General features: G+C 67.7%; 12 protein-coding genes. 7 read left to right on the forward strand and 5 right to left on the reverse strand.

Going from position 1 to position 16,708, the window contains the following annotated elements; genetic code table 11:
• Positions 1-41: 41 nt before the first annotated feature.
• From LPB260_RS01150 to LPB260_RS01160, 3 genes are all read left to right on the forward strand, one after another.
• The gene (locus tag LPB260_RS01150; protein ID WP_208706826.1) at positions 42-1,319 is read left to right on the forward strand and encodes a TRAP transporter large permease; all 1,278 of its coding nucleotides are present in this window, start codon (positions 42-44) and stop codon (positions 1,317-1,319) included.
• A gap of 74 nt (positions 1,320-1,393) precedes the next feature.
• The gene (locus LPB260_RS01155; RefSeq protein WP_208706827.1) at positions 1,394-2,407 is read left to right on the forward strand and encodes a TRAP transporter substrate-binding protein; all 1,014 of its coding nucleotides are present in this window, start codon (positions 1,394-1,396) and stop codon (positions 2,405-2,407) included.
• 118 nt (positions 2,408-2,525) lie between these two features.
• A complete protein-coding gene (locus tag LPB260_RS01160; protein WP_208706828.1) occupies positions 2,526-3,545 on the forward strand; it encodes a LacI family DNA-binding transcriptional regulator in 1,020 nt (339 codons plus the stop codon).
• A gap of 13 nt (positions 3,546-3,558) precedes the next feature.
• Here the strand turns inward: LPB260_RS01160 and LPB260_RS01165 are convergent, their stop codons facing one another.
• Positions 3,559-4,353, reverse strand: a complete 795-nt coding sequence (locus tag LPB260_RS01165) for an ABC transporter substrate-binding protein (protein WP_208706829.1) — start codon at positions 4,351-4,353, stop codon at positions 3,559-3,561.
• A 104-nt stretch (positions 4,354-4,457) separates the two neighbouring features.
• Positions 4,458-5,390, reverse strand: a complete 933-nt coding sequence (locus tag LPB260_RS01170) for a LysR family transcriptional regulator (RefSeq protein ID WP_208706830.1) — start codon at positions 5,388-5,390, stop codon at positions 4,458-4,460.
• A 157-nt stretch (positions 5,391-5,547) separates the two neighbouring features.
• Between LPB260_RS01170 and LPB260_RS01175 the strand changes: the two genes are divergently transcribed.
• Positions 5,548-6,777, forward strand: a complete 1,230-nt coding sequence (locus LPB260_RS01175) for an acyl-CoA dehydrogenase (RefSeq protein ID WP_208706831.1) — start codon at positions 5,548-5,550, stop codon at positions 6,775-6,777.
• A 70-nt stretch (positions 6,778-6,847) separates the two neighbouring features.
• Here the strand turns inward: LPB260_RS01175 and LPB260_RS01180 are convergent, their stop codons facing one another.
• The 3 genes from LPB260_RS01180 to xthA form a co-directional block, all read right to left on the reverse strand.
• Entirely contained in the window at positions 6,848-7,855 is a 1,008-nt protein-coding gene (locus LPB260_RS01180) for a TerC family protein (protein WP_208706832.1), read from the reverse strand.
• 150 nt (positions 7,856-8,005) lie between these two features.
• Positions 8,006-9,388 (reverse strand): substrate-binding domain-containing protein, encoded by a 1,383-nt coding sequence (locus LPB260_RS01185; RefSeq protein ID WP_208706833.1) that lies wholly within the window; start codon positions 9,386-9,388, stop codon positions 8,006-8,008.
• A 153-nt stretch (positions 9,389-9,541) separates the two neighbouring features.
• Positions 9,542-10,354: an exodeoxyribonuclease III gene (gene xthA, locus LPB260_RS01190; RefSeq protein WP_208706834.1), complete on the reverse strand. Its 813-nt coding sequence runs from the start codon at positions 10,352-10,354 to the stop codon at positions 9,542-9,544.
• Between the two features lie 147 nt (positions 10,355-10,501).
• Here xthA and LPB260_RS01195 point away from each other — a divergent pair, with 147 nt between their 5' ends.
• The 3 genes from LPB260_RS01195 (at position 10,502) to LPB260_RS01205 (ending at position 16,612) form a co-directional block, all read left to right on the forward strand.
• Complete coding sequence (locus LPB260_RS01195) at positions 10,502-11,143, forward strand: GNAT family N-acetyltransferase (RefSeq protein WP_208706835.1); 642 nt, start codon at positions 10,502-10,504, stop codon at positions 11,141-11,143.
• 79 nt (positions 11,144-11,222) lie between these two features.
• The gene (locus LPB260_RS01200) at positions 11,223-12,947 is read left to right on the forward strand and encodes an autotransporter assembly complex family protein (RefSeq protein ID WP_208709995.1); all 1,725 of its coding nucleotides are present in this window, start codon (positions 11,223-11,225) and stop codon (positions 12,945-12,947) included.
• Positions 12,944-16,612 (forward strand): translocation/assembly module TamB domain-containing protein, encoded by a 3,669-nt coding sequence (locus LPB260_RS01205; RefSeq protein ID WP_208706836.1) that lies wholly within the window; start codon positions 12,944-12,946, stop codon positions 16,610-16,612. Before LPB260_RS01200 ends, LPB260_RS01205 begins: the two co-directional genes overlap by 4 nt.
• The last annotated feature ends 96 nt before the right edge of the window (positions 16,613-16,708 follow it).

Here is a 16,708-nt window from a genome sequence, read left to right on the forward strand (position 1 = left end):
TCCCATAACAAGACCGGGCACCGCCCACCGAGGACCCACCGATGACAGTCGCGGTTTTCCTATCCTCCCTGCTGGGCTTCATGGCCTTCGGCATGCCCATCGCCTTCGCCCTGATCCTCACCGGCGCGGTGCTGATGTGGTATCTGGAGTTCTGGGACGTGCAGCTGCTGGCGCAGAACCTGCTGGCCGGCGCCGACAGTTTCCCGTTGCTGGCCGTGCCGTTCTTCATCCTCGCCGGCGAGCTGATGAACGCCGGCGGCATCTCCAAGCGCATCATCGCCATGGCCCAGGCCTTCGTCGGCCACAAGCGCGGCGGCCTGGGCTTCGTCGCCATCGCCGCGGCGGTGCTGCTGGCCAGCATGTCCGGTTCGGCCCTGGCCGATACCGCGGCGTTGGCCACCCTGTTGCTGCCGATGATGCGTCAGCGCGGCTACCCGCTGCATGCCTCGGCCGGCCTGGTGGCCGCCGGCGGCATCATCGCGCCGATCATTCCGCCGTCGATGCCCTTCGTCATCTATGGCGTGGTCACCAACACCTCGATCAGCCAGCTGTTCATGGCCGGCCTGGTGCCGGGGCTGATCATGGGCGGCGGGCTGATTCTCGCCTGGACCCTGATCGCCCGCGGCTTCACCGAACCGACCCCGCCCAAGGCCAGCCGGGCCGAACGCCGCGCGGCCCTGCTCGACGGCGCCTCGGCGCTGATGCTGCCGGTGATCATCGTCGGCGGCCTGCGCTTCGGCATCTTCACCCCGACCGAGGCGGCGGTGGTCGCGGCAGTCTATGCCCTGGGCGTGTCGACCCTGCTGTACCGCGAGCTGAACTGGAGCGCCCTGGTCGAGGCGATGACCCGCGCCAGCCGTACCACCGCCTCGGTGATGTTCCTCTGCGCGGCGGCGACGGTGTCGGCCTACATGGTCACCCTGGCCCAGCTGCCGGACGAGATCGGCGCCATGCTCGGCCCGCTGGCCGACCATCCGCAGCTGCTGGTGGCGGCGATCATGCTGCTGATGATCGCCGTGGGCATGGTTCTGGACCTCACCCCGACCATCCTCATCCTCGCCCCGGTGCTGGCGCCGATCGCGGTCAAGGCCGGCGTCGACCCGGTGTATTTCGGCGTGATGTTCGTGCTGATCGGCTCCATCGGCCTGATCACCCCGCCGGTGGGCACGGTGCTCAACGTAGTCGGCGGCATCGGTCGCCTACGCATGGACGTGCTGGTGCGCGGGGTGATGCCGTTCTTCCTGATCTACCTGGCGATAGTCGTGCTGCTGATCGCCGTGCCTGAAATCGTCACGGTGCCGCTGGCATGGCTGCGCTGAGGCATCTTGCGCAACCCACCCGGGGCCTCCGGTCCCAACCCGTACGCATCCACAACAACAAAGGTACTAGCCCCATGAAACGCTTCCTGATCGCCGGCCTCGCTGCCGCCACCCTGCTTAGCCCGCTGGCCACGCTTACCGCCCAGGCCGACGAGATTCGCTCGCGGATGATCCGCTTCGGTTATGGCCTCAACGAGGACAGCAACCAGGGCCGCGCCGCCAAGCTGCTGGCCGAGGAAGTGGCCAAAGCCTCCGACGGCAAGCTCAAGGTCCGCACCTTCGGCTCCGCCAGCCTCGGCGCCGACAACCAGATGCAGAACGCCCTGATCGGCGGCGCCCAGGAGATGATGGTCGGCTCCACCGCGACCCTGGTCGGCATCAGCAAGGAAATGGCGGTGTGGGATACGCCTTTCCTGTTCAGCAGCGAGCAACAGGCCGACGCCGTGCTCGATGGCCCGATCGGCCGCCAGGTCATGGACAAGCTGGAAGCGCAGGGCCTGGTAGGCCTGGTGTACTGGGAGAACGGTTTCCGCAACATGACCAACAACGTCCGTCCGATCGCCAAGGTCGAGGACTTCTCCGGCATCAAGCTGCGTGTCATGCCCAACCCGGTCTACCTCGAGACCTTCAAGCTGATGGGCGCCAACGCCGTGCCGCTGCCGTTCTCCGAGCTGTTCACCGCGCTCGAGACCAAGGCCGTGGATGGCCAGGAAAACCCCTTCAACACCATCCTCTCGTCGAAGTTCTACGAGGTGCAGAAGTACCTGACCGTGACCAATCACGTGTACAGCCCATGGATCGTCACCGCCTCCAAGCGCTGGTGGGACGGCCTGTCGCAGCGCGAGCAGGCGATCATCCTGCAGGCGGCGATCAAGGCCCGTGACTTCGAGCGCCAGGACACCCGCGCCGAGGCCGCCAAGGCCCTGGCCCAGCTCAAGGCCAACGGCATGCAGGTCAACGAGATCAGTGCCGAGCAGGTCCAGTTGATGCGCGAAATCGCCCAGCCGGCGATCCAGCAGGTGGTCGACACCGTCGGCCAGGAGCTGTTCGACCAGGTCCAGGCCGAGGCTGCCAAGGCCGCTCACTGATGAGTTTTCGCGGGTTACGCCGGGTTTGCCGGTGGTTGCATGCTGCCGGCCCAGGGCGGCGTATCCCGCGCTTTTTTTCAGCTGGTAGAATCGCCGGCTTCTTGTCCAGGGAACTGTCATGAGCCAGCGTCGACGTCGCACCGCCGAACGCGTCACCCTGTCCGATGTGGCCAAGGCCGCCGGCTGCTCGCTGATGTCCGCCTCAAGGGCGCTGTCGCAGCCGGACATGGTCTCCGATGCCCTGCGCGAGCAGGTGATGCGGGCGGTCAAGGAGCTCGGTTACGTGCCCCATTCGGCGGCGCGGGCGCTGGCCAGCTCACGCTCGAATCTGGTCGCGGTGATCATTCCCTCGCTGTCCAACTCGGTGTTCGTCGACACCGCCGAGGCGATCCAGCGGGCGCTGATGCCCGCCGGCTTCGAGGTGATGCTCGGCGTCAGCCACTACCGCGCGGAAGAGGACGAGCGCCTGCTGCGCGCCTACCTGGCGCACCAGCCGGCCGGCCTGCTGCTCACCGGTTTCGAGCGCAGCGATGCGGCGCGAGAGATTCTCGGCGGCTACCGCGGGCCGATCGTCAGCATGATGGAACTGAGCGACGCACCGGACGACTACTGCGTCGGCTTCTCCCAGCAGGAGGCGGGGGCGGCCATGACCCGGGCCCTGATTGCGCGTGGCTACCGGCAGATCGCCTTCGCCGCGGCGCAGCTCGATCCGCGCACCTTGCAGCGCGCCGAAGGCTATCGGCAGGCGTTGCGCGAAGCCGGGCGCCATGACCCGACGCTGGAATTGCTGACCCCCGAACTGTCGTCCATCGGCCTGGGCGCCAGCCTGCTCGACCGCCTGCTGGAACAGTGGCCGCAGATCGATGCGGTGTTCTTCAACAACGACGACCTGGCCCTCGGTGCCCTGTTTCGCGCCCGGCAACTGAACCTGGCGGTACCCCAGCGCCTGGCCATCGCCGGTTTCAACGACCTGCCGGCCGCGGCCTGGGTGCACCCGGCGCTGACCACGGTACGCACCACCCGTGGCAAGGTCGGCGAACTGGCCGCGCAGATGCTGTTGACCCTGATGCGCGGCGAGCAGCCACCCAGCCAGCGAATCGATGTCGGCTTCGAAGTGGTGCTGCGCGACAGCGCCTGAACCCGGCTGCGACCTAGAGCGGCACCGATTCGCCGGCAGGGGCGGCCGACTCCTGCGCCACGGGGCGGGAGGAGCGTTCGAGCAGCCGTGGAATCTCGCCGCTGTCATAGCCCTGCTGAATCACCGCGTTGAACGCCTCGAGAAATTCACCCATGGCCATGCTCTTGTGAAAGCCCAGGTAGTTGGCGTCGCGTTTGAGTGGCTGCGGCAAGGCCAGCAGTTCGCCGGCCCGCTTGCGCAGTACCAGGTCCTGGCCGATGGCCCACTGCAGGCTGGCCAGCCCGGGATTGATCAACGCCGCATCGATTCGCCCGGCCAGCAGTTTCTTCAAGCGCGGCACAGGTCCGTTGTCCTCGATCACCTCGAAGGCCCCGCGGCGGCGAGCCTGCTCGAAATCCTCGCCGAAACTACCACCGGCGCCGAGGCCGACGCGGCGACCCGCCAGGTCGTCCAGGCCGGCGAAGTCGAAGGCCCGGTCCCGGCGCACCACCACCAGCACTTCGTCGTAGAACAGCGGTATCGAATAGTCGAAGATCTGCTGGCGTTCGGCGGTCCAGCTCAGGCCGACGATGCCGGCCTGGTGCTCCCGGGCCATCCAGTAGGCCCGCGCCCAGGGATACAGGTGCAGGGTCAGCTGGTGCTGGGGCAGGGAGGCATCGGCGTAGCTGAGGATATCCACCAGCAGGCCGCTGGGCTGGTCGTTCTGCGCGTAGATCTTGGGAGCACCGTAGTTGTTGCCGACGATGAGCACCTCGCGGGCCTCGGCGGTGCCGAGCAACAAGCAGTAAACCAACAGCAGAGTGCGCATCGAACCTTCCCAAGCAAAGCGCCAGCAAGTCCCCGCACCTTAAGTCATGCCCCGGCGCCTGCCAAGGCGCGTCCGCACGAATGGTCCCATGGCCTGTAGCCAGTTCATGGCGCGGCGGTTTCGAGCTTCCGTTCCTGGGTGGCGACCTGCTGGCAGATTTCGATGATCTGTTCGCGCATCCAGCGGTTGGCGGGGTCCTGGTCGGTGCTTTCATGCCAGTACAGGTGGGTTTCCAGGGTCGGCACGCCGTTGACCGGCAGCTCGACATGGTGCAGCGCGTTGCGCCGGGCGAAGCGCTCGGGCACGGTCATTACCATGTCGGTGCCCTGCATCACGGTGGTGGCCATCAGGTAGTGCTGGGAGCGCAACGCAATCTTGCGCTGGATGCCCAGCTTGCCGAGGGCCAGGTCGACATGGCCGAGGCCGCTGCGGCGGCTGGAAATATGGATGTGGGTCAGGCCCAGGTATTCGTCCAGGCTGATCCTGTCCTTGGCCAGCGGATGGCCGGGACGCATGGCGCAGACGTAGCGGTCCTCCAGCAACTTGACGTGGCGCACCTGCGGGTCGGTATTGAGCGGTGCATCGACGGCGAAATCCAGGCGCCCGGCGGCCAGTTCCTTGGTGGTTTCCCGGCGCTTGGCCAGCATGCTCTCGATCACCAGTTGCGGCGCCAGGCGGCGCAGGCGCTGGAACAGCGCTGGCAGGATCACCGCCTCGGTCAGGTCGGTCATGCTGATGCGGTAGGTCTTGCTCGCCTGGGCCGGATTGAAGGTACGGCTCTCCTGCACCGAGATGCGCAGCTGCTGCAGGGCGCTGCGCACCGGGCCGATGATGTTCTGCGCCATGGGCGTGGGCACCATGCCCTGGGCGGTACGCACGAACAGCGGGTCGTTGAAGGTCTCGCGCAGGCGGGCCAGGGCGTTGGACACGGCCGGCTGGGTGATGCCGACGATCTGCCCGGCACGGGTCAGGTTGGCCTCGGAATAGATGGCATCGAAGACGACGAACAGGTTGAGATCAACTTTGTTGAGATTCATTCCTTGCAGGCTCCGAGGGTTATCCATGGGGGTGGATCATATATCGGTGATGAATGTTTATACACGATGAAAATAGGTTAGATAAATCCATAACCCTGCTCTAGCATCTTTTTCACGTCGTCGAGACTTCATTCAATTCCCGCAAAAAGGTAGCCCCATGGATTTCGCCTACTCCCCCAAGGTTCAGGAACTGCGTGAGCGCGTGAGCGCATTCATGGAGGCCCATGTGTATCCGGCCGAGGCCGTGTTCGAGCAGCAGGTGGCCGAAGGCGACCGCTGGCAGCCGACCGCGATCATGGAGGAGTTGAAAGCCAAGGCCAGGGCCGAGGGGCTGTGGAACCTGTTCCTGCCTGACTCGGAGCTGGGCGCCGGCCTGAGCAACACCGAGTACGCGCCCCTGGCCGAGATCATGGGCAGCTCGCTGATCGGCCCCGAGCCGTTCAACTGCGCCGCGCCGGACACCGGCAACATGGAGGTGCTGGTGCGCTACGGCAGCGAGGCGCAGAAGCGCCAGTGGCTCGAGCCATTGCTCAGCGGCGAGATCCGCTCGGCCTTCGCCATGACCGAGCCGGGCGTGGCGTCCAGCGACGCCACCAACATGGAGGCCAGCGCCGTGCGCCAGGGCGACGAGTGGCTGATCAACGGCCGCAAGTGGTGGACCTCCGGGGCCTGCGACCCGCGCTGCAAGGTGATGATCTTCATGGGCCTGACCAACCCGGATGCGCCGCGTCACCAGCAGCACTCGATGATCCTGGTGCCGATGGACGCCCCCGGAGTCAAGGTGCTGCGCCCGCTGCCGGTGTTCGGCTACGACGACGCGCCCCACGGCCACGCCGAGGTGCTGTTCGACAACGTGCGGGTGCCCTATGAGAACGTCATCCTCGGCGAGGGTCGCGGTTTCGAGATCGCCCAGGGCCGCCTAGGTCCGGGCCGTATCCACCATTGCATGCGCTCGATCGGCATGGCCGAACGCGCCCTCAAGCTGATGTGCGAGCGCGCCGTCGACCGCACCGCCTTCGGCAAACCGCTGGCGCGCCTGGGCGGCAATATCGACCTGATCGCCGACTCGCGCATGGAAATCAACATGGCTCGCCTGCTGACCCTCAATGCGGCCTACATGATGGACACCGTCGGCAACAAGATCGCCGCCAGCGAGATCGCCCAGATCAAGGTGGTGGCGCCCAACGTCGCGCTCAAGGTGATCGACCGCGCCATCCAGATCCACGGCGGCGCCGGGGTGTCCAACGACTTCCCCCTGGCCTACTGGTACGCCATGCAGCGCACCCTGCGCCTGGCCGACGGCCCGGACGAGGTGCACCGCGCGGCGATCGGCAAGTTCGAGATCGGCAAGTACATGTCCCGCGAGGCGATGCAGGCCAGTCGCTGAGCCTGTTTCGCCGCGTCCCCCAAGGCCCGCATGGGCGGGCCTTGCGGTCGCATCCATCGGCGAATCAAGGTCAGCGCTGGCTGTGCTGTCGATCGAGCCTGGCCCGCTCACGGGTCCCGAGCAGGGAGACCAGGACGCCGCCGGCCAGCAGTCCCAGCGTCACGCAAAGAGACAGCAGGGCGGGCACCTCGAACAGATCGTGCAGGAGGATCTTGCCGCCGATGTACATCAACACCAGGGACAGGGCGTACTTGAGGTAGATGAAGCGGTGCATCAGCGCCGCCAGGGCGAAGTACAGCGAGCGCAGGCCGAGGATGGCGAAGATGTTCGAGGTGTAGACGATGAACGGATCCTGGGAAATGGCCAGCACCGCCGGCACGCTGTCCACCGCAAACACCAGGTCGGCCAGCTCGATCAGTACCAGTGCCAGCAGCAGCGGGGTGGCATAGAGCAGTGGCCTGCCGCTGGCCGGGTCGGACAAGCGGACCCAGAAGCGGCCACCGTGGAAGTCATCGCTGACCCGAACATGCCGGCGCAGGAAACGCACCAGGGGGTTCTGCTCCAGGTTCGGGTGCTGCTCGGGTTGCTGCTGACCACGCAGCATCTTGAAACCGCTGAGCAGCAAGAACGCGCCGAACAGGTAGAGCACCCAATCGAAGCGCTGCACCAGCGCCGTGCCCAGGCCGATCATGATGGCCCGCAGCACGATCACCCCGATGATGCCCCAGAACAGCACGCGGTGCTGGTAGCGGCGCGGCACGCCGAAGTAGCCGAGGATCATCGCCATGACAAAGACGTTGTCCATGGACAGCGACTGCTCGACGAGAAAGCCCGTGTAGTACTCCAGTGCCTTGGTGGCGCCCAACTGCAGCCAGATCCAGGCACCGAAGGCCAGGCCGATGCTGAAGTAGCCGCTGTACAGCAGCAGGCTCTCGCGCATCTCGATCACATGCTGATCGCGGTGCAGCACGCCGAGGTCGAGGATCAGCAGGCCGAGGATAAGCACCAGGAAGGCCAGCCAGAACCAACCCGGGGTGCCGAACAGCGGGGTATTGAAAAAAGCCAGTAGAGCGTCCACAAGCCCTCCCTGAATGTCTGCCTGAGTGAAAATCGACTCAGTGACTCCGACATCGCGGTGAGGGCTCACCGCCAGAGGGGCCCGGCGTCACGCAACTATCAGGCTAGCGCTGGCGGCGGTTGCTGCCAAGCCCCGACAGCCTGGCGCTGGTCAATAGACCCAGACTTCGACCCGGCGATTCTTGATTCGTCCCTCATCGCCATCGTTGGCCGCCACCGGCAGTTCGTCGCCGAGGCCGATGATATCGCGGAAGATCACCCCCTGTTTCGCCAGGTCACGCCGCACCGCCATGGCCCGCAGTTTGGACAGCAGCTCGGCGCGCGCGGGGTCGGCCTTGGCGTCGCCGAAGCCGACCAGCACCACCTGGCGCTGCAGCTTGCCCTGGCTTTTCAGGTAGTCGAGCAGTCGCTCGAGGTCGCGTTGGGCCTTGTTGTCGAGCGTGGCGCTGCCCTCGGCGAAGCGAAAGTTCACCGACAGCCGCTTGGCGTCCCGGGCCAGGGCCTGATAGGCGCTGGGCATGGCCTGGTCGGGCGTAACCCGCACGGCTTGCACGGTCTGCGCGATGAAGCCGTTCTGCGCCACTATGGCCTGCCCGCGCGGGCTATGGGCGAAGCGGACCAGTGCCTTGGCCCAGGGGTTCTGCAGGTCCGGCTGGTTGTACAGGAACAGCCGCCGCGACAGCGGGTAGTCCTCGGTGGCGATCAGCGTCTCGCTTGGCGGCATGGCGTGCGAGTCGCCCGCGGCGATCGCCAGGGCCTTGGCCTGGCGGATATAGGGCAGGCCGATGAAGCCGATGCCCTGGGGATCCTGGCTGACCAGATCGGACAGCTGCTCACTGGACTCGAAGCGCTGGGCGTTGGCCGCCAGGGCTTTGCCGTTCGCTGCCAGGACCAGCTCCTTGAAGGTATCGTAGGTGCCGGAGTTGTCGTCGCGCGCATACAGGTTGATCCGCCCGCGCCCGCCACCGAGCTGTGCCCAGTCGTCGATCTCGCCGGCGAATACCCGGGCCAGCTGGTCGGTGCGCAGGGCCGCGATCGGGTTGCTCGGATGCAGGATGATCGCCAGCCCGTCGATGGCGATGATCTGCTCGGCGGCGTGGCTCTTGAGGTTGCCCAGCGCTGCCAGGGCGCTGACTTCGCTGTCCTTGATCGGCCGCGACGAGGCCGCGAGGTCGGCGCTGCCATCGTGCAAGGCGACGAAACCGGTACTGGAGCCGTGGGCAGCCACTTCGATGGTCACCAGGCGGCCATCGCCCGCTCGGCCGCTGATCGACTGTTCGTTCGGTACCGGCCCGGGGCGCACTTCGATCGCGCTCAGGCCCTGCTGCTCGAGCAGCCCCTTGGCCAGCGCCGGGGCGAGTTTCGCGCCGATGGTATTGGAACCCTGGATGCGCAGTACGCTGCGCTCATCCGCCGGGAGCGGCAGGGCGGCGAAGGCCCAGGCGGGCAGCAGGCAGCAGGCGAAGCCGAGCCACAGCCAGGTTGCGACTCGACTGCGGGGTTGACGGGAGCGGGCAGGCTGGGCGCGCGGCATGCGACAGACACCTTGTATGGGTGGATGAGGATGCCGCGACGATAAGACAGAAAGATGACTGTAATGTGACAGTCGAGTGAGAGGCGGGCGCTCTGGACCGGGGCTTGCGGCCGGGCAGCAGTTATCCGGCCGCGAGTCTGAGTCGGCGGCGAATCAGCTCAGCTCCAGCCAGATCGGCGCATGGTCGGAGGGTTTTTCCATGCCGCGCAGCTGGTAATCGATGCCGGCGTCCTTGATCCGCGCCTGCAGGCCCAGGGAGGCGAAAATCACATCGATGCGCAGGCCGCGCTTGGGCTCATCCTCGAAGCCGCGGCTGCGGTAGTCGAACCAGCTGAAACGGTCGTCCACGCTCGGATGGAGCTGGCGGAAACTGTCAACCAGGCCCCAGTTCTTCAGTTCGGCCAGCCATTCGCGCTCCTCCGGCAGGAAGCTGCACTTGCCGGTCTTCAGCCAGCGCAGGCGGTTCGGCTCGCCGATGCCGATGTCGCAGTCCTGCGGGGAAATATTGATGTCACCCATCACCACCAGCGGTTGCTGCGGCTGGAACTGGCTGCGCAGCAGCTGCTGCAGATCGGCGTAGAAGCGCTGCTTGGCCGGGAACTTGAGCGGGTGGTCGCGATTCTCGCCCTGGGGGAAGTAGCCGTTCATCACGGTCACCGGGTTGCCCTGGGCATCGGCGTAGGTACCGTAGATGAAGCGCCGCTGGGCATCCTCGGGGTCATCGGGAAAGCCCTTGTGCAGGGCCAGCGGCGCCTGACGCGAGAGCATGGCGACGCCATAGTGGCCCTTCTGCCCGTGGTAGTGGACGTGGTAGCCAAGCTGGCGGATCTCGGCCTCGGGAAATTGCTCGTCGGCGACCTTGGTCTCCTGCAGGCCGATCACGTCCGGCTGGTGCTTGTCGATCAACGCCGCCAGCTGATGGGGGCGCGCACGCAGTCCGTTGATATTGAAGGAAACTATCTTCATGGGCGGCAGGTCCTGGGGCTTCTGGCTGGAAAGCCGGGGATGCTAGCCGATCCACCCGGCCGGCGGCCAGTCGCCTGGCAGGCACCCGGTAGCGGTGCTACCGTGGGCCTAGACCACGATAACCCAATAACAACAGAGGCCGCGCCTATGTCCAATAGCCCTGCGGAGATTCGCCAGCTCGATGGCGGCTACGCGCGTGAAGCGCGCTCGCTGCTGTATCAGGCCTATCGTCACGAGCCGACCTTCGCCTACCTGTTCGAGGCCGGGCGCAGCGGTTATGACCAGCGGGTACGGGCCACGGTGCGCGAACTGGTCCTGCAGCACTTTCGCGAGGAGCTGCCGGCGCTGGGCCTGTTGATCGATGACCGGCTGGTCGGCATGGCGCTGATCGCACCGCCGCAGCGGCGCATGGACATTACCGAGAGCTGGGCCTGGCGCATGCGCATGCTGCTGACCGCGGGCTTTCGCTGCACCCGGCGCTATCTGGAATACCATGAGGCCGTGCTGGCCTGCCTGCCGCCCGGCGCCTACCACCTGCTGCCGCTGCTCGGCGTGCACCCGGAATTCCAGGGCCAGCACCTCGGCGAGCAGCTGCTCGAGGCCGTGCACAACTGGTGCGCCGAGGACGGCAGCTCCCGTGGCGTGGTACTGGACACCGGCGACGAACACTACCTGGAGTTCTACAAGCGCCAGGGCTACCAGGAGGTCGGCCAGGTGGCGGTCGGGCCGATAGTCGAGCACGTGTTCTTCCATGCCAATCCGCAGCCGGCGGTCAAGGCCAGCGCCTGAACAGCTGACCGCGAAAGCGGCTCGATAGCCGGGGCCGCAGGCTCTGGCCAGGGCCTTCCGTGCTAGCATCGCAGCCATGATCACCCTCACCAGACTCTGCGCCGGCCTGGCGCTGTTGCTGCTCAGTGCGTCCATCCTCGCCGAGGCGCGTTTGGAGGTACGGGTGCAGCCGCCGAACAAGGCGCTGCGCAGCAATATCGAAGGCCATATCGGCAGCCTCGGCGAGCGTGACGCGGAATCCTTGCAGCGCTTTCGCCGGGTGGCCGAGACCCAGACCCGCAAGGCCGTCCAGGCGCTGGGGTACTACCAGGCGCAGATCGCCAGCGAGGTGGTCCCCGGAGAGCCGAACCGCCTGATCATCACCGTGCAGCCTGGCGAACCGGTGCGCCTGCGTCAGGTCACCGTGCGGGTCGAGGGGCCGGCCAGCGAACTGAAGGCCTTTGGCCTGCCCAGCGACGCCCGCTTGCGCAGCGGCGCGGTGCTCAATCATGGTCGCTACGACGCCGCCAAGCGGCATATCCAGAACCAGGCCTCGCGCTACGGCTTCTTTTCCGGGAGCTTCAGCGCCCAGAGCCTGCGTATCGACCCGCGCGCCGGAGTCGCCGACATCGAGCTGGTCTACGCCAGCGGCCCACGCTACCAGTTGGGCTCGGTGAGTTTCAGCGGCGACGCGCCGTTCGACCGCGAGCTGCTCGAGCGCATGCTGCCGTTCGAGTCCGGCAGCCCCTACGATTCCGAACTGATCGCCGAGCTGTACCAGGCGATGCGTGCCAGCGGCTATTTCGAGTCGGTGCGGGTCGACGCCAACCCGGCCAGCGCCGAGGGCCAATCGATTCCGGTCGACGTCCAACTGCAGGTGCGCAAGCCGCGCAGCCTGGGCCTCGGCCTGGGCGTGTCCACCGACGTCGGCGTGCGCGGGCGCGCCAACTGGACGCGCCACTGGGCCAACGCCAAGGGCCACAGCTACGGCGCCGAGATGGAGCTGTCGCAGCCACGGCAGAACGTCGGCCTGTGGTACGACGTACCGCGCGATCCGCCGCTGACCGACAAACTACGTTACGCCGGTGGCTACCAGTACGAGGAGTTGGCCGACACCGACAGCCTCAGCCGGCTGCTGAAGGTCGGCCCGGAATGGCACAGCCGGCTGGACAGCGGCTGGCAGCGGGTGATCTCGCTGAAATGGCAGCACGAGGAATTTCGCCTGGGCGATGACGCCGGACTCAGTACCCTGCTGCTGCCCGGCATCAGCTTCTCCTACCTGCACAGCGACAACCAGCTGGACCCCAACCAGGGTTATCGCCTGCAGTTCGACCTGGCCGCGGCCAAAGAGGGCCTGTTGTCGGATGCCGACGTGGTGCACGGCACCGCGCTGCTCAAGGGCCTTACCACCCTGGCGGACAGACACCGTCTGCTCGGCCGGGTGCACTTCGGCGCTACCGAATCCGGCGGATTCAAGGCGGTGCCACCGTCGCTGCGCTTCTTCGCCGGTGGCGACCAGAGCGTGCGCGGCTACGACTACCAGAGCCTGTCACCGGAGAACGCCGAGGGCGACAAGATCGGCGGCCGCTACCTGTTCGCCGCCAGCGCCGAGTATCAATACAGCCTGACCGAGCGCTGGCGCCTGGCGACCTTCATCGACCAGGGCAACAGCTTCAACTCATTGGACTTCTCCGGCCTCAAGAGCGCAGTGGGCTTCGGCCTGCGCTGGGTATCGCCGGTCGGCCCGCTGCGCCTCGACCTGGCCCACCCGCTGGATGACCAGGGCGGCGTGCGCCTGCACTTCTCCATGGGCCCGGAACTATGAAGCCAGCTCTGCGCTACAGCCTGTACGGCCTGCTCGGGGGCATCGGCCTGACGCTGCTGGCGCTGCTCTGGGTGCTCGCCAGCCAGGCCGGCAGCCGCTGGGCCCTGGCCCAGGTGCCGGGGCTGCAGGTCGAGGGATTCGAAGGTCGCCTAGGCGGTAGGTGGCAGGCCGAGAGCCTGGGTTGGCAGCAGGACGACAGCCGCCTGCAGGTGTCCAGGCCGCTGCTGGCGTGGTCGCCGGGCTGCCTGTGGCGTCTGACCCTGTGTATCGAGCACCTGCAGGCCGAGCGCATCGAGCTGTCGCGGCCGCCGAGCGAGGAGGGCGCCACCCGGTCCCCTGGCCTGCCCGAACTCGAGCTGCCGCTGGCCGTGCAGGTGGCCGAACTGCGTATCGGCAGCCTGCAGATCGACGGAGTCGAGCAGCTGCAAGGCCTGCAGCTGACGGCGCACTGGCTGGCCGATGGCCTGCAGATCGACCTGCTGCGGGTGCAACGGGGCGAGCTGCTGCTCGAGCTGCAGGGCCGCCTGCAGCCCCGCGGCGCCTGGCCGCTCAGCGCCAGCGGGCGGCTGCGACTGCCGGCCCCCGAACAACGCGAATGGTCACTGGCCCTGCAGGTGGAGGGCGATCTGCTCGACCGGCTGGGCCTGAGCGCCGACAGCGCCGGCTATCTGCAGGGGCGCCTGAGCGGCGAGGTGCAGCCCCTGGCGGAGAACCTGCCGGCGACCCTGCAGCTGGTCGCCGATGGCTTCGTGGCCAGCGCCGAACTGCCGCAAACCCTGCGCTTGGACAAGCTCACGCTGAAGGCTGGCGGCGACCTGGCGGCCGGCTACCGGGTCGAAGGCAGCGCCGAGCTGCCGGGCGAGGGCGGCCCCCTGGCGCTGGCGCTGAGCGGACGGGTGGATGGCAACGGCGCCGAGGTGGCGAACCTGAGCCTCAGCGCCGACCCCGAGCGGCGCCTGCAGCTGAGCGGTCGGCTGGACTGGCAAGAGGCTTTGAGCATCGACAGCCGCTTCGACTGGCAGGACTTCCCCTGGCGTCGCCTGCTGCCCCAGGTCGAGGAGCCGCCGGTGAGCCTGCGCCAGCTGCAGGGTGAACTGGCCTACCAGGGCGGCAACTACCTCGGCCATTTCACCGCGCAATTGCAGGGGCCGGCCGGGCCTTTCAGCCTGCAGAGCCCGCTCAGTGGCGATACGCGACAGCTGTTCCTGCCCGATCTGCTGCTGCAGGCCGGCCAGGGCCAGGCCGGCGGCCAGCTCACCCTGGGCTTCGCCGAAGGCCTGAGCTGGGAGGCCCGGCTGCAGCTGAGCGATCTGGACCCGGCCTACTGGCTGGCCGAGCTGCCCGGACAGCTGGCCGGTGCGCTGCACAGCAACGGCAGGCTGCAGGACGGACGCCTGAGCCTGGAGGCGGACCTCGACCTGGCCGGGCGCCTACGTGGCCAGCCGGCGCGCCTGCAAGCCCAGGGCCGCGGCGCCGGCGCACAGTGGTCGCTGCCCCAGATCGACCTGCGCCTGGGCGACAACCGGATCCACGGCAGCGCCGAGCTGCAGGAGCGTCTCAGCGGGCAACTGCAACTGGCGCTGCCGCAACTGGCCCAGCTGTGGCCGCGGCTGCGCGGGCAACTGCAAGGCCAACTGGCGCTGGCCGGCAGCCTGCAGGCGCCCCAGGGGCAGCTGCAGGCGGAGGGCTGGCAGCTGGCCTTCGCCGATCAGCGCCTGCAGCAGCTACAACTGGATGCCCGACTCGATGCCGCGCAGCGGGCGCGCATCGAGCTGCAAGCCGACGGCATCGCCCTTGGCGAGACCGACTTCGGGCGCTTGAGCGCCACTGCCCAAGGCGACCCGCGACGCCAACAACTGGAGCTGCAACTCGACGGACCGCTGCTGCAGAGTGCCCTGGCCGTGGCCGGCGAGTTGAAGAACGGCAACTGGCGGGGTCAATTGCGCAGCGGCGAAGTGCGCAGCGGCGGCCAGGACTGGCGCCTGCAGCAGCCGGCCAGCCTGGTGCGCCAGGCCAACGGCCGCATCGAACTGGGCGCGCACTGTTGGCGCTCCGGCGACGCCAGCCTGTGCGGCGAGGCGCAACGGCTGCTGCCCGAGCCGAAGATCCGCTATCGCCTGGCCGACTTCCCCCTGGCCAGCCTGAGTCCCTGGCTGCCCAAGGACCTCGACTGGCAGGGTCAACTGGATGCCGAGATCGCCCTGGACCTGCCGGCGGCCGGGCCGCGCGGCCGGGTCAGCGTGGATGCCGGCCGCGGCAGCTGGCGCATTCGCGATCAGCAGCAGTGGCTGAGCTTCGCCTACGACGAACTGCGCCTGGACAGCCAGCTGAGCCCCGCGAGCATCGACACCCGCCTCGAATTGCGCGGGCCGAAGCTCGGCCAGCTGTCGCTACAGGCGCTGATCGACCCGCGCCCGGCGAGCAAGCCGCTGTCCGGCAGCTTCGATCTGCGCGGGCTTGACTTGGCATTGGCGCGGCCCTTCGTGCCACGGGTCGAGCAGCTGAGCGGACGCCTGGAGGGCAGCGGCACCCTGGGCGGCCTGCTATTGGCGCCCAAGGTCGACGGCCGCCTGCAGCTCAGCGACGGCGAGATCAGCGGCGGAGCGTTGCCGACCAACGTGCGCGACCTGCAGCTGCAGGCGCGGATCGCCGGCGAGCGCCTGCAACTCGACGGCGGCTGGCGCAGCGGCGAGCAGGGCCGCGGCGAGCTCGGTGGCGAACTGACCTGGGACGATGGCCTGCGCGGGCAACTGCAGGTGCGCGGCACGCGCCTGCCGGTCAGCGTCGAGCCCTATGCCGAGCTGGAAGTCGAGCCGGACCTGCGCCTGCGCCTGGACGCCGAGCAGCTGTCCCTGGCCGGCCGGGTGGCGATCCCGCGCGGGCAGATCCAGATCCGAGAACTGCCGCCATCCACGGTGCAGGTATCCGATGACGCGGTGATCGTCGGCGAGGACAGGCCGTCCCGCCGGGCACCCGCCATAGCCATGGATATCGACGTCGAGGTCGGCCAGGAGCGCCTGAGTTTCCAGGGCTTCGGCCTCAAGGCCGACCTGGCGGGGCGCGTGCATGTGGGCGACGACCTCGACACCCGCGGCGAGCTAAACCTTAACAACGGGCGCTTCCGCGCCTATGGCCAACGCCTGACCATCCGCCGCGCCCGGCTGCTGTTCGCCGGGCCGATCGACCAGCCGTTCCTCGATATCGAGGCGATCCGTCGGGTCGACCAAGTGGTCGCCGGCCTGCGCCTGAGCGGTCGCGCCGACCAGCCCAGCAGCGAGGTGTTCTCCGAGCCGGCGATGAGCCAGGAGCAGGCACTGTCCTACCTGGTGCTCGGCCGACCGCAGGGCCAGGGCACCGGCGACAACAACCTGCTGGCCCAGGCGGCCCTGGCCATGGGCCTGGCCAGCAGCGCGTCGCTGACCGGCAGCCTGGCCAAGAGCCTGGGCATCGAGGATTTCCAGTTGGACAGCGAGGGCAGCGGGGTGACCACCAGCGTGGTGGCCAGCGGCAACCTGTCCGAGCGCCTGAGCCTGCGTTACGGCGTCGGCGTGTTCGAGCCGGCCAATACCCTGGCGCTGCGTTACCAGCTGAGCAAACGGCTCTACCTGGAGGCCGCCAGCGGCCTGGCCAGCTCCCTGGACCTGTTCTACCGCCGCGACTTCTAGGCTTGCCGCTCGGGTCGATAGGGGTCAAGCTGGGCTGGGAGCGGTATCAGCTCCTCGATCGGTCCGCGCAGCCGCAAGCCGGTCAAGCGCTCGGCA

It is taken from the genome of Pseudomonas sp. LPB0260 (genome assembly GCF_013388395.1).

What these genes read in the sequence shown, in the direction of transcription:
- LPB260_RS01160 (WP_208706828.1), top strand. Translation starts at nt 2,526, where the DNA reads ATGAGCCAGCGTCGACGTCGCACCGCCGAACGCGTCACCCTGTCCGAT.
- LPB260_RS01170 (WP_208706830.1), bottom strand. Translation starts at nt 5,390, where the DNA reads ATGAATCTCAACAAAGTTGATCTCAACCTGTTCGTCGTCTTCGATGCC.
- LPB260_RS01165 (WP_208706829.1), bottom strand. Translation starts at nt 4,353, where the DNA reads ATGCGCACTCTGCTGTTGGTTTACTGCTTGTTGCTCGGCACCGCCGAG.
- LPB260_RS01150 (WP_208706826.1), top strand. Translation starts at nt 42, where the DNA reads ATGACAGTCGCGGTTTTCCTATCCTCCCTGCTGGGCTTCATGGCCTTC.
- LPB260_RS01205 (WP_208706836.1), top strand. Translation starts at nt 12,944, where the DNA reads ATGAAGCCAGCTCTGCGCTACAGCCTGTACGGCCTGCTCGGGGGCATC.
- LPB260_RS01175 (WP_208706831.1), top strand. Translation starts at nt 5,548, where the DNA reads ATGGATTTCGCCTACTCCCCCAAGGTTCAGGAACTGCGTGAGCGCGTG.
- LPB260_RS01185 (WP_208706833.1), bottom strand. Translation starts at nt 9,388, where the DNA reads ATGCCGCGCGCCCAGCCTGCCCGCTCCCGTCAACCCCGCAGTCGAGTC.
- xthA (WP_208706834.1), bottom strand. Translation starts at nt 10,354, where the DNA reads ATGAAGATAGTTTCCTTCAATATCAACGGACTGCGTGCGCGCCCCCAT.
- LPB260_RS01195 (WP_208706835.1), top strand. Translation starts at nt 10,502, where the DNA reads ATGTCCAATAGCCCTGCGGAGATTCGCCAGCTCGATGGCGGCTACGCG.
- LPB260_RS01155 (WP_208706827.1), top strand. Translation starts at nt 1,394, where the DNA reads ATGAAACGCTTCCTGATCGCCGGCCTCGCTGCCGCCACCCTGCTTAGC.